Source organism: Phaeobacter sp. JH20_02, assembly GCF_048056915.1.
Taxonomy (GTDB): Bacteria; Pseudomonadota; Alphaproteobacteria; order Rhodobacterales; family Rhodobacteraceae; genus Phaeobacter; species Phaeobacter bryozoorum.
Genome location: NZ_JAYMVP010000030.1, coordinates 1 through 17,154, shown reverse-complemented (window position 1 = coordinate 17,154; position 17,154 = coordinate 1). Strand labels below are relative to the sequence as shown.

Genomic DNA, 17,154 nt, shown 5'->3' with positions numbered 1-17,154 from the left:
ACACAAGCGCTCCACGTCAGGAATGAGAGGAAGATTTCCATGAAAACCGCCCTGTCTGCAATGGCTTTGGCGCTGACTGCCACCGCCGTGATGGCCGAAGACACCGTGACCATCGAATTCGCCTACCCCTACAGCCACCTGTTCGACGTAACCTACGAAGCCATGATGCCCGCTTTCAAAGAAGCGCATCCGAATATCGATGTGAAGTTCCGCGCCACCTATGAATCCTACGAGGACGGCACAAACACCATCCTGCGCGAGGCGGTATCCGGCAACCTGCCAGACGTCACCATGCAGGGTCTGAACCGACAGCAGATTCTGGTCGACAAGGGTATCGCCCAGTCACTGGAGCCCTTCATCGCCAAGGAAACTGACTTTGCCAAAGACGGCTATCATGACGCCATGCTGTCGCTGTCGACCTTTGGCGAAAACGTTCACGGCCTGCCGTTCTCGGTCTCGCTGCCAGTTGGCTATTACAACATGGACCTCCTGAAAGAAGCCGGAGTTGAAACCCTGCCCACCACCTGGGGCGAGGTGATCGGCATGTGCGAAACCATGAAGGCCAATGGAATTGACAACCCGGTCTTCTGGGGTTGGAACATCACCGGCAACTGGTTCATGCAGGCCCTGATGTGGTCGCAAGACAAAGCGATTGTCGACAACGGCCGTGTGACCCTAGACAGCCCCGAGGCACTGGCCGCCATGGAGCAGATGCAGGAGATTTTCACCAAGTGTGAGATGCAGAATCTCGAGTGGAAAGCGGCGCTGTCCTCCTTTTCGGCCGGTGAGATCGGCATGATGTTCTGGTCGACTTCGGCCCTGGGCGCAGTCGAGCGTTCTCAAGGTGAATTCGAGCTGAAAACCGGCCCGTTCCCCGGTATGGGTGAGACCCCCAAAGGTCTGCCTGCAGGTGGCAACGCAGCCATGCTGACCTCAACCTCTGATGACCCGAAGGTGCAGGAAGCCGCCTGGACCTGGCTGAAGTTCATCACCAGCGGCGAAGGCGCAGCTGAAGTGGCCAAAACCACCGGCTATATGCCGCCGAACAAGGCCGCAAACGAAGTGATCCTAGCCGACTTCTATGACCAGAACCCGAACAAACAAACCGCCGTGGACCAGCTGCCGCTGCTGCGTGATTGGTTGGCCTATCCGGGGGACAATGGTCTGGCGATCACCCAGGTGATTTATGACGGAATCGAGCGAATTGTCACCGGCGACGCCATCGACATGAAAGAGCTGCAGCAGGAAATGGTCGAAGAAGTCGCTGACCTGCTTCCCAATGGCTAACGCCTCCTTTCCGGCTGCGCGCGCATCTGTGCGCGGCCGGTTCTTCTTCGGGCGAGTAAGAAAATGAAAATCATCCATATTTCAGACATTCACCTGACAGTCCCGGGCGAGGAAATGGGTGGGCTGAACCCCCATGCCCGTTTCGCGCGCGCCCTGGCACATGTGATGGAAGATCATGCCGATGCCGCACGCATCATCATTACTGGAGATCTGGCCCACTGGGGGGAACGCGCAGCCTATGAAGCGCTGCAAGCTGCCGTCGCCGATCTGCCTGTTCCGGTGCGGCTGATGATTGGCAACCACGACGACCGGGCAACCTTCCGGTCCGTTTTCGCGGATCATCCCGTGGATGAAAACGGCTTCGTCAATCATGCTGAAACAGTCGAAGGTGCGCGTTTCATTTATCTCGACAGCGTGGGAGAGCGCACCCATGCGGGGCATTTCTGCGCAGTCCGGCGTACTTGGCTGCAGGCCGAGCTGGAAAATTGCGAACACGCACGCATATTCCTGCATCACAACCCGATGCTGGTGGGGTTGGCCGCTGAAGACAAGATCGCCCTGAACAAAGATGACCGCGGTCCGTTCCAGGACCTGATCAGGGATCATGCCGAAAAAATCGACTATATCCATTTCGGCCATGTCCACGCGCCGATCCACGGGCGGCTGGCAGGCGTCTCTTTTGCAAGCGTGCCGTCAACCGTCAACCAGTCAATACCAGACATGAGTGAAACAGAACTGCTGAAAGGTGCCCCGATGGATCCGGCCTACTTTGTGCTTCAGATCAACGGGCGCGACACTACCATCCATCAAATCCCCTTTGCTTGGGAAGGTCCAGTTATGACAGCTGGAACAGGGTGGGAAGATTGGGCAAAACCGGTCGAAGCAGCGGAATGAAGACTCTCGTGGCGCAGGTCCGCGACGGGCTGTCTTCCCTCATTGCTTCCGGCGAAGGGAACGGTGGATTTGTCCCGTAGACCGTGAGTTCGATCATTTCCAGATTTTTGCTCGCGCGGCGAATGACCGGAAAGCGCGCTGCGCCTGCAGCAATGTGAAGGTAGGGCGAAGGTCCGTAATGGGCCGCCAGTGAAGGCGACCCGCAGTTGTTAGATTTCAATGGCTTCGGCTATGGCCAGGGCGTCCTCAAGTTCGACGCCGAGGTATCTGACCGTACTGTCCATCTTGGTGTGGCCTAGAAGGAGCTGCACAGCGCGTAGATTGCCCGTCTTCTTGTATATCTGAGTAACTTTGGTCCGTCGCATCGAATTCGTCCCATAGGCGCTTGCCTCCAGTCCGATCGATGTGACCCAATCCCGGACGATCCGCGCATACTGGCGTGTTGAGATGTGCAACCGCTCGTGGAAGCGGCCGGGCCAAAGATACTCGGATCCAACCATCAGCTCGTCTTTCATCCACTTCTCTACCGAAGCGCGGGTACCTTCCGAAATCTCGAAGCGTACCGGTTTCTGGGTTTTGCTTTGCAGAACGGACGCGCGCTCTTTAATTTGACCCGAAGCCATCACGTCTACGACCTTCATCTTGACCAGGTCGCAGCCTCGGAGTTTGCTGTCGATTGCCATATTGAATAGCGCCAGATCGCGATGGTTCTCCGCGAGTTCAAGCCTCACTCGGATCGCCCAGACATGCTTCGGTTTGAGCGGGCGTTTCTGACCAACTATGCGGCCCTTGTTCCAGGCAGGGCGAAGCGCGCGAATGGCAGGTAAGTTTGGTGTTTCCATGACTGATCCTCCGATCCGCCATGCCCTCCCAAAACGACAACCCGACGTTGACTCGGCCAGCATATCACAGAATGCTGCGCCGCCTTCGACGTCCGGAACGAGCCCGAATTACTTGATGCTGTTCACGGCATGAGTGTCTGCTTTCGGAATGTAGCCTTGAAAGTCACTGCTGGAGCGGTCAGTAGGCATGAAGTAATCTGCCGGAAAGGGAACTGTTTTGCGATGCGGGCTTGAAGTGTTCGAGCAGGGTGACGGGCCTGTACTGGTGCTGCTACATGGTGCAGGCGTTGACGCCGCGCTATGGAAGCCACAGATAGATCTGTTCTCCAAGCAGTATCACGTGATTGCGCCCAACCTCCCGGGCCATGGGCGGAGCGCTCCCGTCCAAAGCGTCGAAGAAATGGCTGATGTCGTACGGGCCGTGCTGCAAGAGAAAGGTATCGCGCAGTATGCAATTGTCGGGCTGTCTCTGGGGGGCATGGTCGCTATTGAAATGGCAGGGCGCTGGCCTGACGAAGTTTCGCATTTGGTGACGGTTGAATCTGTTGCGACTGTGTTCGAAGGCGCTTTTGGGAAAGAATTAGCAGGTTGGGCGATGTTGCTCTTCAAAGTTTTACCACCCTCACTATTCACGGCACTTCCAGCAAATGCGATGGGCGCAAAATCGCAGGATGCAGGCAAATACGTTCAGGACGCGATTGCCAAAATGACAGCAAAGAACAGCTACACTGTAATGCACGCGGCTTCCCAATATGATGGACGCGAACGCCTTCCCAACATTACTGCGAAAACGCTGATCATGGTTGGGGCTCTAAATAGAAAAACACATCAGCGAGCTCGGAAGATGGCTAACGCAATTTCAAAGAGTGAGTTTTTGGTCATTCCTGCAGCCAGCCACATTGCCAACCGTGATGCGCCGGATTTTTTCAATGCATCCGTACTCTCATTTCTCAGTTAGGCACAGATTGAACCGGTAATTGGAGCAAACGCGGCCAACGGCTTTTTTGTCCCACGACTGCGAATTTTCTGACGCCCTGTCTTCTGCCTTGCAGCGAATGTCTCCTTCGACGGGCCGCGCCGCAGCATCTTGAACTGTCGGTGAAGGTCGGTTTTGGGCCGCTACCGTCGTCCAAGTCGACCCAGTCTCGCCAGCTGCGCCAGCATTTTTGACCCCGAGTCTGCGGATCCTGTGTCGCCTGCGGAACCCGTCTGCCCCATCCCCTGCCGCACCGGCATCTGCTGCACACCGAAGAATTGCCGCGCCCGGAGAGCTGCGTATTCTGCGCCGCTTGCGCCTCCGATCAGGTAGCGGTTGTATGCCTGCTGGCTGCCCATGGCGGCGCGGGCGAAGCTGTAACCGCCGCCAAGGCCACCGGAGAGGGCGGGCATCATGATGTTGCCTGACATCGCGCGAACGATGAACGGCGTGGCGATAATGAAGCCCTTGGCCATAAGGACCATCATGAAGAAGGGGATAAGCGCGCCTATGTTTGAAGCCCCTTCCGGGTCGCCAAGCTCACCGATCAGAGCGGAAGAGACGCCAGTGATCGTTGCGAACACCCCTGCGACGACGATTGGGTAGAGTGCGAAGGAAACCAGTGCCGACAGCCAGCGTGCGAAGTATTCCTTGGTCACCTCGAAGAGGGTGAGGAAGATCATCACCGGCGCGATCCCGATTAGAAGTGCGATCATCAGGCGGGATGCCACAAGGATGAAGGCGGCCAGCCCGCCGAGTATCGAAAGCAAGAGGACCCCGACAATGTCGAGCATGGCGCCGGCCATCCAGTTCAGCTCTGATCCGGCTGCATTGAGGTAGTCGCCGAGTTCCGCGATCAGCCGGTCAAACTCTTCGGCAAAGGTCCCAGAGGGACCCGGGGTTCCACCGCCAACCGAGGCCACGAGGGCCCCCGCAATGCTGTCGATTCCGGCAAGGATAGCGGCAGAAAGCGCGTTGAACTGCACCCAGTTGGTCGCAAATATCCCGATGAGCCCGACCTTGACCGCGAGCCAGAATGCCGTTCGCCCGTCCATCGCCTTGTACTGATAAATCATGTTCAGGAAGACGAGGATCACCACGAGCGTTGTTCCCAGCACTAGAAGAGTGCCGACCGTTGCCGCAACGGACCCGAACTGGGTTTCCGCGGCGGTGTCGAGATAGCCCTGCGAGGTTTCAACGAAGTAGGTGACGACGCTCATCGGGGACCAGCCTTACCAATTGCCCGCAGCGTCACAGATGGCCTTGGCGGCAGGGCGGGCGGCGGTGGCGCGACGATTGTAGGCGTCCGAGGCTTGCAGCATTTCCCATCGTTCGTCGCTCGCGTAGCTCTCACTAAACACGGCCTCGGCTGCGTCCCAAGAGGGGAACCGGGTCGCGCAGGGGCAGCTGCCGGTCTCGACGACCCGTTCAAGATTTTGGGCGCGGTAGATGTCCTGAACCAACACGCGTTGATAGGCTTGGCGCACGGGGATCTCCTGCATCCACATGGGCTCAGCGGGCCGGCCTGGACAGGCGTTGAAGCTGCGTTCGAGGGTCGGCACCAGATTGCGCTCGGCGAAGGCGGGGACAGCCAGTAGGCTCAGGGCCAGGGCGATCAGCGCAAGAGTTGGCCGCGTCGGCTTCATTCCGTGGCTCCGATGGATGTAGTTTCACGTTTCAGGAAGACCGTGTGCCCAGCATTCGCAAATTCTGAGGCGCTGATCGAGACGACCTCCCAACCTTCGGCACCCTTCGTATTCAGGCTGGCTTGCATGTCGGCAAGGCTGGTTTTGCGGGTCATGGGGAAATTGAGAATGTCATATTCAAAGGTCTTCATTTTGAAGCTCCGATCTCGGTTGCGCCTGGAAGATAGAATTCGGTAATGCCGCGCCGGCCGTCGTGGCGACCGGCCTGGATGACTACGTCGATGGAATTCTCGATGTATTGGATCATGTCGACGTAGGTCATCGGGATCTCGGTCTTGAGCGCGGCGATGGCCAGGCGTTGCACGGCAAGTTGCGGCGTTTCTGCGTGCAGCGTGGTCATTGACCCGCCATGGCCGGTGTTGATCGCCTCGAGGAAAGTCATGGCCTCCTTGCCGCGCACCTCGCCGAGGATGATCCGGTCGGGGCGCATACGCAGCGTTGCGGTGAGCAGCACGTCGGCCGTCTGGAACTCCGCGTCGCGATTGGCAATCAGCGTTACGGCATTGGGCTGGGTCGGCAGAAGCTCGGCGGCTTCCTCGATGGTGACAATACGTTCCTCAGTAGGCACGTGAGAGAGGATCTTCCGCGCGGCAACCGTCTTGCCGGTAGAGGTGCCGCCCGAGACGATCATGTTGAGCTTGTTCTCGACGCAGAAGGCCAGGGCATCGTCGATGACACCCGCGGCCACCACCTCGCGCAGTTCCCGGGATCTCTCGAGACGGAGCTCTTCCAGTTTGCGCTCCTTGCCATAGAGGAAATCAAGTGCGATCCCGTCGAGAGGCAGGCTAGAAAAGAACCGCAGGCTGATCGACATGGCGGAGAGCACGGCGGGCGGGGTGATGACTTGAGCCCTGATCGGTCGCCCCTTGTAGGTGATCGAGACCGAAACGATCGGGCGGTCTTTGCTCATCGTGGTGCTGGCGGAAGAGGCGATCTGGTTGCCGAGGTCTTTGACTTCTGTTGCAGTCAACCCCTGGTCCAGTTTTCGCATGAAGTGATCGCCCTGGAATTCTCCCCAACAGGTGCCGTCGGGGTTGATGCAGATCTCGATGACATCGTCGCGGGCGGCGGCGTCGATCCGGTCGAGCGAGGTCTGGAGATAACTCAGCGACATGGGTTCAGAAGATCTCCAGATCGCGGTCGACCATCACCGTGACGCGGGCGCCCTGGTCGACATAGATGACCGGACCGATGGAGAGGTAGTCGCCGATCACACTATCCGTGGCATCGGCAAGATCATCGCCCACGTCTTCGAGCACGTCCGCGGTGGTCTCGTCCTGTACGTTTGCCGCGGCGGCGCTCGGGGCGGCGGATATCAGGGAAATCAGCGCTGCCGAGCCAAAGCGTTCATCAAACCGGGTGTCGACAAAGCCAGTCACGCCGGAGCGGCCAAGTTCATCGCCACCGAAGGAGCTGATCTGGATGGTTTGATTGTCAGGCAGGATGATTCGGTCCCAGGCGATGGTGACCCGGCGCTGCGCGATATCGACGCCCGAACGATAGCGCCCGATCAGTCGAGACCCGCGCGGGATCAGCAGCCGCGAGCCGTCGAAGCTGTAGACATCTTCGGAAACAACGGCCCGGGTTTGGCCGGGCAGGGAACTGTCGAGGGCGGTTTCCATGACGGCCTGGATCATCGTGCCCTGAATGATGGTGTTGGACGGGTTGGCGATGACTTCTGCCTGTGTCACCGACGTGGGCAGCGCACCGTTCAGCACGAAATCCGTCACTTCGCCAAAAGTCCGTTCGGTTAGCGCGGTTTCATTCGCACCTGAGGTGCCACCAAAGGCGATGGTGGGCGAGGTGATGCGGCGTTCCTGAAACGCGCGCTCCTCAGCAGCGCGGCGTTCAAGTTCCGCGAGCCGTCGTCCTTCTTCCTCGCGGCGCAGCCGTTCTTCTTCCCGCGCGCGCAACTCGTCCTCGGTGGGCCCGATGGGTGCGGGGAGGGGGCGGTTGGCCTCGAGTTGGGCCAGTTCCAGATCCATGCGGAGTTGCTCAAGGCTGCGATCCCGCGCCGTCAGTTCGTCCTGGAATCGTTGCTGTGCGGCTTCCGAGGCGGCTTGGAGCGCAGCGATCTGAGCGGTCAGCGCGTCCATCGCCTTTGCGGCGGCGGTGTCTTCCTCGACGACCGGTTCAGGGGCGTTGCGCAATTCCTCGATCTGAGTCTGCAGGGCGGTGATCTGCGCCAGAAGCTCAGCATTGGGCTCGACCGGATCGGGTGCGACGAACACAACCTCGGGCTCGGGCGGGGGCAAGGTCTCGATAGCGCCGAAGCCGTCGCCTTCGTTCTGGAAGACATCCGGCGTGGCCGTGGGCAGGGCTTCCTCTTCCTCGGGTTGGGACAGGAGATAGAGCAATGCACCGCCCGCGCCGATCACGAGGACGACGACCAAAGCGAGTAGCGGTGAGCGCCGTGAGGCAGGGGGCGAACCAGCGCTCTTGCCTTGTTCGAGGGCGGCGAGACGTTTCTCGAGGTCTGCGTTTTCGGTGTCGCTCATGAGCCTATCCCCGCAGGTGGCGTTACCTCTATGCAGACCACTTCTTCACCGATCCGCAGCACCCATTGCCTGTTCACCCCTGAAACCCGAATCACGCCGTCCTCGGTGGCTTGTGTGTTGACCGTCCGTTCTCGGCCATTCGCGTAGCGGAAGATCGCAGGCACCGGCGCGTTCCGCGGAAATTCGAAATACGTAAACGTCCCGTCATCCCAGACACGGGTCGGGGTGAATTCGGTGCGCGCGCTGGCACCGTAATTGTAGTTTGGCGCTTGAGCCGCGATGGCACGCGTGGGATGTGCATTGTCTTCGGGGTAGCGGAACTGGACCACGTAGAAGGTCGGGCTGCGGGTCTCCTGGACGTTGAAGTAGTAGCTGCGGCGGTTGGTATAGACCGTGACATTGGTATGGACGCCGCGTGCGACGGGCTTGAGGGCGAAGGCCTGGCCGCCGGGCACGCCGTCGATCTCGAAGCCTTCCGTGTCGCCCGCAATGATCGAGCGGATGCTTTCGCCCTCGCCAAACTCGATGGTGGTCACATGGGTCAGCGACACGCTGAGGCGATAGACCTGGCCCTCCTGATAGGTGGCCAGCCGAACCCTATTATCATTGGGGCCGCCGCGCGGGATGGCTTCGGCAGAGGCAAGGGCGGGCAACAAGGCAATGACAAAAACAAGCGATCTTGTGAACAAAACGTCAGTTCTCCAATCTGTCGGAGCGGATGGAATATTCGAGGACCGTGAAGCCGAAGGGGTTGGTCCAGACCTCGTCGATGGAGCGGCGGGTCTCGGGGCGGAACTCGAAGAGGAGGGTGGCAGTGAAAAGCCCGGTTTGGACGCCGTTGATGGATGTCAGGCGCTTGCGCAGGCGGACCGTCGCGCGGTTGGTTCCGATCCGGTTGATGCTGAGGATCTCCACGTCGAGCCGCGCATTGGGGCCATAGACCGTCGGCGGGTAGTTCTCATTGGCGCTGTTCCAGATCTGGCGCAGCCCGCTCTCGGCAACTCCGTCCGTGCGGCGCAGGACGTTGCGGATGCGCAGATCGTTGTCGAGCTGGTTATAGACCTCCCGGTCGGTCACATAGCGGAACACCTCCGCCTCGATGATCGCCTGGTTGGCGGTCACCGAGGAGGCGCCGACCGAGGCTTCGGGGAGTGCAAAGCCGGTGGCGGGATCATAGGGGACAACGACGGGGGGCGGGTCGACATCGAGGATCGAGACAGCCGCGGCGCTCAGACAGCCGGTGACACCGAAGACAAGGCCCATCAGGCCAAGGCGTTGCCAGAGCCGTTCGCGGCGCAAGGCACCGTAGACCAGTTCTTCCTCGATGATTTCTTGTTCACTCGCCACCATTCATGCCCCCACGATCAGTCTGCCCGCAGGTCCGGCAAGGTGAAGTCCATGAAGCGCTGTTCTTCGGCGATTGTGGCGGCATCGATCACGCCGCCGGTGCCATCGCCCACGGTTTGCACGGCCTCAAGCTGCCACATGGCGACGAGGGCAATTGCCAGTTCCGCCGTCACCCGCGTGTTGAGGTCGATGCTTTCCTTCAGTTCGTCCATGTCATCGATCAGGCCGACCAGCCGGTCAACGCGTTCCAGCGATTGGCCCGCGTCCTCGTAGCTGTTCTGGGCCGCCGCCGAGACGAGCGCGCCGGTTGTGGCCTGCGTCGCCACGCGGTTGGCCCCGGGATTGCCGCTGGCGGCCATTTCCGAGAGTGTGTCATCGTCAAAGCCGAGATCGGCCAGGACCCGGTCCATCTGGGTTTCGATCTCGCCCGCGCCGGAGCCGGACAGGCCCGAGAAATCGCCCGTCTTGATAGCCTCAATCGTGGCGATGATGTCCCCGAACTCTTGGTCGAGCAAGCCGTTCAACTCGTCTTCCATCTCGGTGCGGATGATTTCCGGCAGATCGGCGAGACGGGTGAGCGCCTCATAGGTTCTTTGCAGCTCCGCGAGTTGGTCCGTGAGTGTGGCAAGTTGTTCGCGGAGCTGCGTCAGCTGCTCGTTTTGCAGGATCTCGTCTTCGATCATCTGCCGGAGCTGCTGGATGTTTTGCGCGATGTTCTGGGTGTCGACGACGGGTACGCCCTGCGCTGCGGCAGGGGAGAGGGTGCCGAGATGCAGGCAAGCCCCAAGCGTTGTGGCCAAGGCCGTTCTCACGAGCAAATTTCTCATCAGTCTATCTCCCTGATTGTGAATTCCATGAATGCGCCCTCGGCCATGCGGGCGCTGGCCTGCGCCAATTCTTCTGCGCTCAGGACACGGGTCCGCGCCGCCTGAAGCCGGATGCGGGCGGCGACGAGGCGCACCAGTTCGGCGCGGGCATAAGTGTTGAGCGCGATGCTTTCCTGCACATCCTTGGTTTCGGAAATCCGCTCGACGATGTCGGAAATGCGCAGCGCAGCCTGGCGGATCGCGACAGGCGAGCTGCTGCCGTAGAAGGCCGCGCCATGACCCGTGAGGGAGAGGTTTGCATTGGCCAGAAGCGCGGGGTCGATCGTACCGAGCGCTTCGATCCCGCGGATGCGGCTGAGGTAGAGATTGTAGCGTTCGGGGATGACCTGGACGTAGTGCTGGGTCTCGCGGAAGGGTGGCACGCCCCCATATTCGAACACGCGACCGGGTCCGGCGTTGTAGGCCGCGAGCGCGTTGATGATATTGCCACCGAAGGTGTTGAGCTGGGCCGCCAGATACCGCGCGCCGCCATGCACCTGCAGATAGGGGCTGTTGTAGTATTCCGGGTTAATACCGAGATCGCTGGCGGTCCCGGGCATGATCTGGGTGAGGCCGAAGGCCCCAACGGGCGAGCGCGCGCCGATGGTGAACCGGCTTTCCTGCCAGATCAACGCTTGCAGCAGCGCGCGCCACTGGACGGGTGAGAGACCTGCGCGTCCAACACCGGCAAAGCCGCTGGTTTCCTGGGCGACGCGGATGATGAGTTGCTCGATGATTTCGGCGGCATCGCCAAACATCTGTGCGCCGCCGGGATTGGGATCGATCTCGCCCGTGCCATAGACGGCCTCGACGGAACGGTCCGGGTCGCCGCTGCCGCTCTCCAGCCCCGAGACCATGGCCGGTAGGCCCTGACCGCCGAAGCTGGTCTGGGCATCGAGGATGCGCTGCAGGGTTTCCAGTTGCTCCCGCTTGATCTCGGCGATGAGTTCGCGCACGGACAGCTTGTCGGCCTGAATGGCCAAGTCAGCTTCGCGGTCGCCGGTCTCGACGATATCGCGCGCGGTCAGCCCGCTGTCATTGGTCGGCACACCTTGGGCGAAGCCAAGACCGGGCAGCAGGCAAAACGCCAGGATATGAGGCAGGCTAGACTTCAATGTCGCGCTCCGGGGCGCCAAGGGGTGTGAAGTCGCAATCAGGCGCAACTGGGGCCGTCGCGGCGAGGAAGGTAAAGCAATTGGCCTGCGGTTCCTGGTATTGGGCGCAGGAAGCCAAGGCGCCGAGCGCGGCGAGAAACAACAAAATGCGTGTCATGAAAGTCTCCAGAAGTCCGGGCGGTTGCGGTAGTCAGCGCCGACAAGCGCCTCGCCTTTTTCCATGCCGCCGAAGATGGTGAGATTGGGCCCGAGGGCGCTCAGATCGGCGTCGACCACGATAGAACCTTGGTCATCGCGGATGAGCGCGAGGCGGCTGTCGCTGCCGGTGTTGAGCAGCACATCGAGTTCCTTCTCATAGAGGTTCAGCATCGCGTAGTCGGCGGCATGGGCGCGGATATTCGGCAGCAGGATCTGCGTCGGCACCGCCTCTACGATGGTCTTGCCGGTGCGGGTGCGCTCAAGCTGACTGGCGTATTGCGTCATCATCACTGCGACGGTGTTCTGCTTGCGCGCTGTCACCAGCCAGTTCGACAACCGTTCGGCGAAATATGCGTTGTCGAGCGCCTTCCAGGCCTCGTCGATCACGATGATCGTTGGGCGGCGATCCTCGATCTCGCGCTCGACCCGGCGGAAGAGATAGGAGAGGACGGCCATGCGCTCCTTCTCGGCCTCGCTGTCGAGAATTCCGGTGAGATCGAAACCCACCACATCGCCTTCCAGCGAGAAGGTGTCTTCCAGCGTCTGCCCGAAGATCCATCCGTAGCGGCCCTCTTCGGTCCATTCGAGAAGGCGCTGGTGCAGATCGCCCCCATCATCAGTGGAGACAAAAAGCGATGCAAAGTCTTGCCAGTTTCGTAGTGCAGGGTTTGTAGCTTGCGCGTTTTGGCGCACGACTTCTTGGATGCGGTTGGTCTGTGCCGGAGTGAGCGGCTTGTCGGCGCGATACAGAAGCGTGGCGAGCCAATCCGAGAGCCATGCCGTGCCGCGCGCATCTGTCTCCGTCCAAAGAGGATTGAGGCCTGTGGGCTGGCCGGCTTTTAAAGACGCGTAGCGCCCGCCATTGGCGCGGACCGCCATCTCCATACCGAGGCGGTAGTCGAAGACGAAGATCCGCGCCCCTGCTCGACGGGCCTGTGTCATGAGGAAAGCGGAAAGCACTGATTTGCCCGATCCCGGTCGTCCCATGATCAGCGTATGACCGCTGGTGGGTTCTATATTGGGGCTGCCTTGCTCGTGATAGGAAAACCGGTAGGCGCTCTGCTCAGGCGTGGGCAGATAGGTGATGACCTTGCCCCAGGGGGTTTTCGCGGCGGGTTTGCCAAGCTGCGTCCGATGAAAGGCTGCGAAATCCGCGAAGTTGCGATTGGTGATGGCGCTTGCGCGCACGCGTTTGGGTTGGTTGCCGGGGTGCTGGCTGAGGTAATGCGCCTTGGCCGCGACCCGCTCACCGATCATCTTCACGCCTTCGGCGGCAGCGGCGTTGACGATCTCGGCGCTGAGGGTCTGCAACTCGTCAAGCGTGTCGCAGAAGATCGTCACCACCATGTGGTGCTCTCCAAAGCTCTGACGCTTGGCTTCGAGATCATCGGCGGCGATGTCGAGCGCTTCCATCAGCGAGAGCGCCGCATCCTGGCTGGCTTGCATCTGCCGCTTCTGCCGCTTGATCCGACCCGCCATGAGGTTGGAATTGATCGGCGTGAAAGAATGCGTAACGATCATGTCGACTGGCAGGTTCAGCATGTCGAACATGGTGCAGGAGGTCGCCTCGGAGTACTCGCCGATGGTGAAGCTCTTGCCGTAGCGATGCCCCGCGACGCCTTCGGAAAGCTCGAAGTGGTCCCCCTGGAACGTCACCCGGGTATTGGCGACGTTGAAGGACAGGAAGCCATAGGTGTTGGCCGGATAGAGCGGCAGTTCCTGGCCAGTGTTGAGCGCCCCTAGAAAGCCGATCAACTCGCCGCTTTTGGCTGTTAGCATGCGCGGATTCAGCTCCGTCAGGCCGGAGAGGAACACGCTCACGGCCTCGCCCAGACGACGCAAACGCCTCTCGGTGGCATCCTTGAGTCGATCCGGCGCGCTGCGGTTCAGGAAGGGCAGGACGCTTTTGGGGGGCGGGCGGTGGACGACCGTGAGGGTTAGTGTCTTGTCGCGCAGGCCGCTGCTCTCGAGTTTCGCGCGCCAGAGCCGGTCGACTTCTCCTGCAAAACTGTCCTCGCGCATGGGCTCGAGGTCCGGCGTGATCGCCTTGGAGACCTTGTGGACGTAGTAGCTGAATTCCGGCCCCAATTGCGCGATGATGCGCGCGAAGAGCGCGGTCACCTTGTCGAGATAGGCATCATCCGTCGTGTAGCTGTTGATCCCGTCGAGGCGGATGCATTGAAAAAGCTCGTTCACCCGCGTCCGCACGGTGCGGTCATCGACCAGGCTCACATAAGGAAGCATGTGCGCGAGTCGGGTTTCGCGCGCATACCAATTCGGGGTCATCGTGCGGAGATCGAGGGCTTCATCCAACGCATTATCAGGGCGCATAGCTGTCCCCGCCATGGATCGAGCGGTTCCGCGTCGGCGGCGTCTCCTGCAGTGCCGTCATCATCACGTCGATGAAGCGCGGATCCCAATCGGCCGCCTTCCAGAGCACGGGATAGAGCAGGGCGGCCACGCCCAGCACGGCGATGTGCTGAATCCAGACGAAGAGCAGTACCGAGCCAAAGAGCCAGACCATCGCATACATAATGGGCAGGCCCAAGAGCTTCGGCGGCCGCACGAGACCCAGAAAGAGGGGTGAGCGCTCAGCCACCGGCGAAGACCGCGGCAACGATGGTGGGGGCAGCGGCGACACCGGCGATGCCAACAAGCACCCAGAGCGCCTGGCGTAGATCGATGATGTTGAAAAACCAGCTCAGGAAAACGCCCAGAACGGCGAGCGTTGCGATGACGACGCCAAGCGGGCCGGTCAGCGCATCGACGATGCCCTGCAACAGGCTCTGGATCGGGGAGAGATCGATGCTTTGCGCAAGCGCAGGCTCTGCGACGAGCAGGAAGAGCGCCAGTGAGGCGACAAAGAGGTTTGAAAATTGTCTCATGAATTTGATCCTTCCAATCGGGCCACGACGGCCATGACACGGGCCACGTGGTTCTGGGTTTCTCGGTAGGGGGGAATGCCGCCATACTGGCGGACCGCATCCGGTCCGGCGTTGTAGGCTGCGAGGGCAAGACGCGGATCGCCGAACGTCTCCAGCATCATCGCAAGGTAGCGGGCGGAGCCGTCGAGGTTTTGCAGCGGATCACGTGGGTCGACGCCCAGATCCCGCGCCGTCGCAGGCATCAATTGACCAAGACCAATAGCACCAGCGCTCGAGACCGCATCCTGCCGGTAGGCGCTCTCGACCTCGATATTTGCTCGGTAGAGGGTCAGCCAATCACGAACCGAGAGGTCTGCGCGGCGCAGCGCAGGATGCCCGGCATAGCGAAGGGCGGTGGCCTCGATGGCCGTGAGGACGTCGGCGCGGGGTAGGGGAGCAGGCCGCGAGAGGGCCGCCATCTGGATTTCGTCTGGCCCAAGGTCAGTCTCACCAAGGATCGCCAGCTCATCTGCAGCGGACCCCTGTCCAATGCCGTCATGGTAATTGCGGGCAAAGCTGTCCTGGGAGCGAGACGGGGTCAGAGAGCCATCGCTCTCCATGACCAGCACCATCTGCGCAGTTGCGGGACCCGCGAGATACCAGAAAAGGAGAACGCTACTTGCTGCCGCCCTTGTCGGTCGCAGCCAGCTTGTGCGTTGTCCGCTGGCCCTCCTCGAGCGGCACATCGGCATGAGAGAAACCGATGCCGATGAGGAAAGACACCACGCCCGTGATGGTCTTGAACTCGCGGATCTTAATGTCGTTGTAAGTCGTCCGGGTGCGGGCAGTGACCAGAAGCTTCTCCACGCCGTCGTCAGAGACGACGCGCATGATCCAGACCCCGTAATAACTCGGGCCTTTCTTGTGTGCCGATTCCTGGCACAGGATCTCAGCGCTGTAGCCGCTTTCCACGAGTTCGCGGAAACGTGCTTCCGTAACCACATTTGGTGCTTCGATGTCCCAGTTCATGGCCCGGCTCACGCTTTCTTCAAACGCGCAACGTCCGGGCATTCCCACTTGAAGCCCAGAGTTACGATAGTATATTATTAACCGCAAGATATAATGCGGCAGATACGGCTGTATCTCGGTTACTCAAACTCTAGGCACGGCCATTGGCGTCTATCAAGGAAAATAGGGCTTTCAGAAACTTAAGGTTGAGCCGATGGGTGGCAATGCAGGCTGCGGCCTTGCTGATGCTCGTTCCGGCTGCAAGCCAAGCGGAATCCTGTCTCGCCCCCGTCCGGCCATTCGTCCCAAGCGAATCGCAAGCGGCCAGGGACTATACCGACATCATCCGGCGGGACTTCGAGGTCTACATCACAGACATTCAGGACTACTTCCGCTGCCTCGAGCAGGAGCGAGCGCGCGCTTTCGAAGAAGCCCGTGAAGTCAGTCAAGACTACGGTCGGTTTTTGGAACTGGTGGGGGATTGATGGGCCACTGGGCATGCACCAGACTTGCATCCCGTGGAAACCAGACGCCGATAATACCCTCAAATATCTACTTTTTAGATAACGGATTTCATCCGTTAGCGACGTCACAAAAGGTATGTGACGCGTGGCGAAAACAATCAGAACAAATGGCCAGTTGGCGCTCGTCCGTGCGTTGGTTGATGCACGCCAGAATGCGGGTCTCAGCCAGCAGCAGTTGGCGGCGAAGCTCAAACGCCACCAGTCGTTTGTGGCACGTCTCGAAAGCGGCGAGCGTCGTATCGACGTTGTGGAGTTTACAGTTCTGGCGAGGATCATTGGCTTTGACAAAAATGAAGTCTTGTCGATTGTCGAAGCCGCCACGGAGCCCGACCACAAAATTTAACCCATTGAATTATCTATGTCCTGTCTTGGACATCCCAACCCGAGATCGGCTCCCTCGAGGAAGAGCAGTTGGCCAACATCCACCGCGTGCGGCAGCGGCGCAAACCAGCGCCTTTTGGCACCATGCCGCAAATTCAGCGCCATAGTGCAGGAAGTCCGTAAACAGTGAACGATGATAAAGGTGAGGGCGTCGCGATCGCCAATCTGATTGGGACCGATGGGTACAGCATTGTTGGTTGGGTATATCGCTGGACTACAGGCGCGCATGCGGTGATGTGGGACGTTCACGGGCCCCAGCCGGTGTCGGAAATCTGGCCGGATCTCACTGCAGAACAAAAGCAGGAAATCGACTTCGATGACTTGAAGCGGATCGGAAGCGGCGAAGGCGGATAGGCTCCTCAGCTAGCCGCCAGTTCATATTTGATGGTTGGGGTCGGCCGGCATACCGGACATTGAAGTCGCACGCGGCGAATGCGGACTCGAGCCCACACCGGACCTTAGGCACCAAGCTAGCCTTCGCTGCCGCAGCATGTCGTGAACCAGCCCGAAGCGGTCATAGACTTGGTGTGACGCGGCAAGGATGCTGCCGGTGCAAAATTTTCGGGCCATCTCACCGAAAGCGGCCACTCACCGAACCCGGCGAGCTACTGCCAATGCTGCGGACCGCTTCAGGGGGCGCGATGCGCA

The 17,154-nt window shown here is 60.2% G+C and carries 22 protein-coding genes; 6 read left to right on the top strand and 16 right to left on the bottom strand.

Annotated features, from left to right (window positions below):
- The first annotated feature begins 39 nt into the window (after positions 1–39).
- Both VWY34_RS19605 and VWY34_RS19600 read left to right on the top strand, forming a co-directional pair.
- Positions 40–1,287, top strand: coding sequence for an ABC transporter substrate-binding protein (locus tag VWY34_RS19605; protein WP_102855951.1), 1,248 nt, complete (start codon positions 40–42; stop codon positions 1,285–1,287).
- Positions 1,288–1,350: 63 nt separating this feature from the next.
- On the top strand, positions 1,351–2,181 hold the full coding sequence (locus VWY34_RS19600) for a metallophosphoesterase (protein ID WP_416549130.1): 831 nt from the start codon (positions 1,351–1,353) through the stop codon (positions 2,179–2,181).
- Between the two features lie 209 nt (positions 2,182–2,390).
- Here VWY34_RS19600 and VWY34_RS19595 read toward each other — a convergent pair whose 3' ends face one another.
- Positions 2,391–3,023, bottom strand: a complete 633-nt coding sequence (locus VWY34_RS19595; protein WP_416549129.1) for a tyrosine-type recombinase/integrase — start codon at positions 3,021–3,023, stop codon at positions 2,391–2,393.
- 235 nt (positions 3,024–3,258) lie between these two features.
- Here VWY34_RS19595 and VWY34_RS19590 point away from each other — a divergent pair, with 235 nt between their 5' ends.
- Positions 3,259–3,981, top strand: a complete 723-nt coding sequence (locus tag VWY34_RS19590) for an alpha/beta fold hydrolase (RefSeq protein ID WP_158525097.1) — start codon at positions 3,259–3,261, stop codon at positions 3,979–3,981.
- 161 nt (positions 3,982–4,142) lie between these two features.
- Here VWY34_RS19590 and VWY34_RS19585 read toward each other — a convergent pair whose 3' ends face one another.
- Genes VWY34_RS19585 through VWY34_RS19515 form a run of 15 tightly spaced genes read right to left on the bottom strand, consistent with a single transcriptional unit; the run spans position 4,143 to position 15,622 of the window.
- Positions 4,143–5,219, bottom strand: coding sequence for a type IV secretion system protein (locus VWY34_RS19585; RefSeq protein WP_416549128.1), 1,077 nt, complete (start codon positions 5,217–5,219; stop codon positions 4,143–4,145).
- A gap of 12 nt (positions 5,220–5,231) precedes the next feature.
- Complete coding sequence (locus tag VWY34_RS19580; protein ID WP_416549127.1) at positions 5,232–5,645, bottom strand: hypothetical protein; 414 nt, start codon at positions 5,643–5,645, stop codon at positions 5,232–5,234.
- Positions 5,642–5,836, bottom strand: a complete 195-nt coding sequence (locus VWY34_RS19575) for a hypothetical protein (protein ID WP_416549126.1) — start codon at positions 5,834–5,836, stop codon at positions 5,642–5,644. The genes VWY34_RS19580 and VWY34_RS19575 overlap by 4 nt, the downstream gene beginning before the upstream one ends.
- Complete coding sequence (locus VWY34_RS19570; protein WP_416549125.1) at positions 5,833–6,819, bottom strand: ATPase, T2SS/T4P/T4SS family; 987 nt, start codon at positions 6,817–6,819, stop codon at positions 5,833–5,835. Before VWY34_RS19570 ends, VWY34_RS19575 begins: the two co-directional genes overlap by 4 nt.
- Positions 6,820–6,823: 4 nt before the next feature.
- Positions 6,824–8,203: a TrbI/VirB10 family protein gene (locus tag VWY34_RS19565; protein WP_416549124.1), complete on the bottom strand. Its 1,380-nt coding sequence runs from the start codon at positions 8,201–8,203 to the stop codon at positions 6,824–6,826.
- Positions 8,200–8,892: a TrbG/VirB9 family P-type conjugative transfer protein gene (locus VWY34_RS19560; protein WP_416549123.1), complete on the bottom strand. Its 693-nt coding sequence runs from the start codon at positions 8,890–8,892 to the stop codon at positions 8,200–8,202. The genes VWY34_RS19565 and VWY34_RS19560 overlap by 4 nt, the downstream gene beginning before the upstream one ends.
- Before the next feature lie 4 nt (positions 8,893–8,896).
- A complete protein-coding gene (locus VWY34_RS19555) occupies positions 8,897–9,553 on the bottom strand; it encodes a virB8 family protein (RefSeq protein ID WP_260085012.1) in 657 nt (218 codons plus the stop codon).
- A 14-nt stretch (positions 9,554–9,567) separates the two neighbouring features.
- On the bottom strand, positions 9,568–10,377 hold the full coding sequence (locus tag VWY34_RS19550; protein ID WP_102884502.1) for a type IV secretion system protein: 810 nt from the start codon (positions 10,375–10,377) through the stop codon (positions 9,568–9,570).
- Positions 10,377–11,531, bottom strand: coding sequence for a lytic transglycosylase domain-containing protein (locus VWY34_RS19545; protein ID WP_416549122.1), 1,155 nt, complete (start codon positions 11,529–11,531; stop codon positions 10,377–10,379). The genes VWY34_RS19550 and VWY34_RS19545 overlap by 1 nt, the downstream gene beginning before the upstream one ends.
- The gene (locus VWY34_RS19540) at positions 11,521–11,688 is read right to left on the bottom strand and encodes a hypothetical protein (RefSeq protein WP_416549121.1); all 168 of its coding nucleotides are present in this window, start codon (positions 11,686–11,688) and stop codon (positions 11,521–11,523) included. The genes VWY34_RS19545 and VWY34_RS19540 overlap by 11 nt, the downstream gene beginning before the upstream one ends.
- Positions 11,685–14,060: a type IV secretion system protein B4 gene (locus VWY34_RS19535; protein ID WP_416549120.1), complete on the bottom strand. Its 2,376-nt coding sequence runs from the start codon at positions 14,058–14,060 to the stop codon at positions 11,685–11,687. Before VWY34_RS19535 ends, VWY34_RS19540 begins: the two co-directional genes overlap by 4 nt.
- A complete protein-coding gene (locus tag VWY34_RS19530) occupies positions 14,050–14,328 on the bottom strand; it encodes a type IV secretion system protein VirB3 (RefSeq protein WP_035252740.1) in 279 nt (92 codons plus the stop codon). Before VWY34_RS19530 ends, VWY34_RS19535 begins: the two co-directional genes overlap by 11 nt.
- Positions 14,321–14,614 carry a TrbC/VirB2 family protein gene (locus tag VWY34_RS19525; protein WP_416549119.1) on the bottom strand — a complete coding sequence of 98 codons (294 nt, stop codon included), beginning with the start codon at positions 14,612–14,614 and terminating at the stop codon, positions 14,321–14,323. Before VWY34_RS19525 ends, VWY34_RS19530 begins: the two co-directional genes overlap by 8 nt.
- A complete protein-coding gene (locus VWY34_RS19520) occupies positions 14,611–15,225 on the bottom strand; it encodes a lytic transglycosylase domain-containing protein (protein WP_416549118.1) in 615 nt (204 codons plus the stop codon). The genes VWY34_RS19525 and VWY34_RS19520 overlap by 4 nt, the downstream gene beginning before the upstream one ends.
- A 43-nt stretch (positions 15,226–15,268) precedes the next feature.
- The gene (locus VWY34_RS19515) at positions 15,269–15,622 is read right to left on the bottom strand and encodes a hypothetical protein (protein WP_067927679.1); all 354 of its coding nucleotides are present in this window, start codon (positions 15,620–15,622) and stop codon (positions 15,269–15,271) included.
- A gap of 203 nt (positions 15,623–15,825) precedes the next feature.
- Between VWY34_RS19515 and VWY34_RS19510 the strand changes: the two genes are divergently transcribed.
- The 3 genes from VWY34_RS19510 to VWY34_RS19500 all read left to right on the top strand — a co-directional run bounded on the left by VWY34_RS19510 (position 15,826) and on the right by VWY34_RS19500 (position 16,860).
- A complete protein-coding gene (locus VWY34_RS19510; RefSeq protein ID WP_102859907.1) occupies positions 15,826–16,086 on the top strand; it encodes a hypothetical protein in 261 nt (86 codons plus the stop codon).
- A gap of 124 nt (positions 16,087–16,210) precedes the next feature.
- Entirely contained in the window at positions 16,211–16,468 is a 258-nt protein-coding gene (locus VWY34_RS19505; RefSeq protein WP_102855967.1) for a helix-turn-helix domain-containing protein, read from the top strand.
- Between the two features lie 164 nt (positions 16,469–16,632).
- A complete protein-coding gene (locus tag VWY34_RS19500; protein ID WP_102855968.1) occupies positions 16,633–16,860 on the top strand; it encodes a hypothetical protein in 228 nt (75 codons plus the stop codon).
- Positions 16,861–17,154: the final 294 nt, after the last annotated feature.

What these genes read in the sequence shown, in the direction of transcription:
- VWY34_RS19605 (WP_102855951.1), top strand. Translation starts at nt 40, where the DNA reads ATGAAAACCGCCCTGTCTGCAATGGCTTTGGCGCTGACTGCCACCGCC.
- VWY34_RS19600 (WP_416549130.1), top strand. Translation starts at nt 1,351, where the DNA reads ATGAAAATCATCCATATTTCAGACATTCACCTGACAGTCCCGGGCGAG.
- VWY34_RS19595 (WP_416549129.1), bottom strand. Translation starts at nt 3,023, where the DNA reads ATGGAAACACCAAACTTACCTGCCATTCGCGCGCTTCGCCCTGCCTGG.
- VWY34_RS19585 (WP_416549128.1), bottom strand. Translation starts at nt 5,219, where the DNA reads ATGAGCGTCGTCACCTACTTCGTTGAAACCTCGCAGGGCTATCTCGAC.
- VWY34_RS19580 (WP_416549127.1), bottom strand. Translation starts at nt 5,645, where the DNA reads ATGAAGCCGACGCGGCCAACTCTTGCGCTGATCGCCCTGGCCCTGAGC.
- VWY34_RS19575 (WP_416549126.1), bottom strand. Translation starts at nt 5,836, where the DNA reads ATGAAGACCTTTGAATATGACATTCTCAATTTCCCCATGACCCGCAAA.
- VWY34_RS19570 (WP_416549125.1), bottom strand. Translation starts at nt 6,819, where the DNA reads ATGTCGCTGAGTTATCTCCAGACCTCGCTCGACCGGATCGACGCCGCC.
- VWY34_RS19565 (WP_416549124.1), bottom strand. Translation starts at nt 8,203, where the DNA reads ATGAGCGACACCGAAAACGCAGACCTCGAGAAACGTCTCGCCGCCCTC.
- VWY34_RS19555 (WP_260085012.1), bottom strand. Translation starts at nt 9,553, where the DNA reads ATGGTGGCGAGTGAACAAGAAATCATCGAGGAAGAACTGGTCTACGGT.
- VWY34_RS19550 (WP_102884502.1), bottom strand. Translation starts at nt 10,377, where the DNA reads ATGAGAAATTTGCTCGTGAGAACGGCCTTGGCCACAACGCTTGGGGCT.
- VWY34_RS19540 (WP_416549121.1), bottom strand. Translation starts at nt 11,688, where the DNA reads ATGACACGCATTTTGTTGTTTCTCGCCGCGCTCGGCGCCTTGGCTTCC.
- VWY34_RS19535 (WP_416549120.1), bottom strand. Translation starts at nt 14,060, where the DNA reads ATGCGCCCTGATAATGCGTTGGATGAAGCCCTCGATCTCCGCACGATG.
- VWY34_RS19525 (WP_416549119.1), bottom strand. Translation starts at nt 14,614, where the DNA reads ATGAGACAATTTTCAAACCTCTTTGTCGCCTCACTGGCGCTCTTCCTG.
- VWY34_RS19520 (WP_416549118.1), bottom strand. Translation starts at nt 15,225, where the DNA reads ATGGTGCTGGTCATGGAGAGCGATGGCTCTCTGACCCCGTCTCGCTCC.
- VWY34_RS19515 (WP_067927679.1), bottom strand. Translation starts at nt 15,622, where the DNA reads ATGAACTGGGACATCGAAGCACCAAATGTGGTTACGGAAGCACGTTTC.
- VWY34_RS19510 (WP_102859907.1), top strand. Translation starts at nt 15,826, where the DNA reads ATGCAGGCTGCGGCCTTGCTGATGCTCGTTCCGGCTGCAAGCCAAGCG.